Raw genomic sequence first — 1,931 nt, 5'->3', positions numbered from 1 at the left:
GGTTGACCCGGTCCTGCTTGACCAGCCGGCCCTGGTTGATCATCTCCTGGTCCAGGGAGAAGATCGACTGCGGGATGCCGGTGTCGAGACCGGTGTCGCCTTTGTAGATGTCCACTGCCACCGCGGGATCGACCAGTTCCGGGAAGCGGGAGGAGAGCAGGTTGCCGTTGAATTGCGCGGTGGGCGCGAAGAGTCCTTCGATGGCGATCTGCCCTCGGCGGCGCTCCTCGGCGGTGGCGTAGGTCCCCCCGGGTGGGTCGAATCGCAGCGCGCCGCTGCTGAGGAACGTGGTGGCGTCGTCGGGGCGGAACTGCAGCGCTTCGGTGCGGGTCTGGCCGTCGGGGAAGGTGACGGTGAACTCGGGGGCGTAGCCGTGTCCGGTGAGGTAGATGCGTTCGTCGCCGAGCCGGAGGGGTTCGTTGACTTTGAGTTGATAGTCGCGCCAGGTGTCGGCGGCGATGTCGTCGGCGCTCTGGTAGGAGATGTTCGAGGTGAACATCTCGGCCTGACCGTTCTCGAGGTAGTCGGCGGTGAAATCTCTGACCCGGATACAGAACGGCTCGAGTCCGGTGCCGTCGGTGCTGTTGCCGGCGCGAAAGGAGTCGTAGATCGCGGGCGAGGTGTTGCAGAAACCGGGCCCGTTGTCGGCGATGACGATGACCGAGCCTTCGTAGCCGAACAGTTTGCCGATCGCGATGGCCGCGAGCAGACCGATCAGCGAGAAGTGAAACAGCAGGTTCCCGGCCTCGCGGGTGTAGCCCTTCTCCGCCGAGAGAGTCAGTGCCCCATCGGGCTCGGGTCGAACGGCGGTACGCCACCCTTTCAAGTGCCGCGCGATGTCGGCGATCACCTTCTCGGGGTCACCGGCGAGGGTGCCCGAATGATGCAACGGTAGTCGAGTGAGGTTTCGCGGTACTCGAACAGGTTGTGCGCGAAGAGCTTTGCCGTGCTCGATCAACCGGGGAGTCAGACAGCCGATCAGCGACACGAACAACAGGACGTAGATCGCGGTGAACCAGGAACTCGCGAACACGTCGAACAATTCCAGCGTGTCCATCACCGGCCCGAGAACCGGACGCGCGGCAATGAAAGAATCGACGGCCTGGGTATTGAGATTGCGCTGCGGCAGCAAAGCGCCGGGGACAGCTGCGGCGGCGAGGAGGAACAGCAGCACCAACGCTGTCCGCATCGACGTCAGTTGTCGCCACCGGTTGCGCAGCATCGCCACTGTTCTGCGCACCAGTCCCGGCGAGTGCGCACGGGGGTGTTCGTCGATCGTCATCTCCGCACGCCCTTCACCGACCACCATCTAAATACTACGCGACATAGTAGTTTGCGGGGTTCGGTGTGATGGAGCGTGGTCGGCGCAGCAGCGAGAACGCCAGTGCTGCACCAGCGCCGGTGGCGGCAATCCATTCCGGAACGCTGCCGGTGATCGTCGCCGGGGTGAGGGTGGTGCTCAGTGACACCTCGGTGACGACAGCTGCGGGGGTGAACAGCTCCGTGCGCTCGACGACCTCCCCGCGTGCATCGATGACGGCGCTGACGCCGCTGGTGGCCGACACGACGACGCTGCGCCCGTGTTCGACCGCTCGTACCCGCGACATGGCGAGTTGTTGATAGGTCATGTTCGTCCGACCGAAAGTGGCGTTGTTGGTGGGCACTGCGATCAGCTGGGCACCGGCGCGCACGGAGTCGGTGAGCAACGAGTCGAAGGCGACCTCGTAGCAGGTGGCCACCGCGACGTGCACTCCGGCGAGGTCGAGGACGCCGTTGCCCTGGCCCGGGGTGAAGTTTCCTGCCTGGGCGGCATAGGGAGAGAGTGCGGTGACGATCGTGCGCATCGGCAGGTACTCCCCGAACGGCACCAGTTGCCGCTTGTCGTGCCTCTGCCCGGGCCCGGTGACGGGATCCCACACGATCGAGGTGTT

At 64.9% G+C, this 1,931-nt stretch carries 2 protein-coding genes; both read right to left on the bottom strand.

The features are described from left to right. Positions 1 to 1,282, bottom strand: a 1,282-nt coding sequence (gene resB, locus RHODMAR_RS24315; RefSeq protein WP_042940241.1) for a cytochrome c biogenesis protein ResB, incomplete at its 3' end; no start/stop codon positions are given. A 34-nt stretch (positions 1,283 to 1,316) separates the two neighbouring features. Further along, a partial coding sequence (gene lnt / locus RHODMAR_RS24310) for an apolipoprotein N-acyltransferase (protein ID WP_008720109.1) occupies positions 1,317 to 1,931 on the bottom strand: 615 nt, incomplete at its 5' end.

Source organism: Rhodococcus sp. AW25M09 (assembly GCF_000333955.1).
Classification (GTDB): domain Bacteria; phylum Actinomycetota; class Actinomycetes; order Mycobacteriales; family Mycobacteriaceae; genus Rhodococcoides.
Note: the sequence above shows the minus strand (reverse complement) of the source record. Positions and strands in the feature narration are given on the sequence as shown.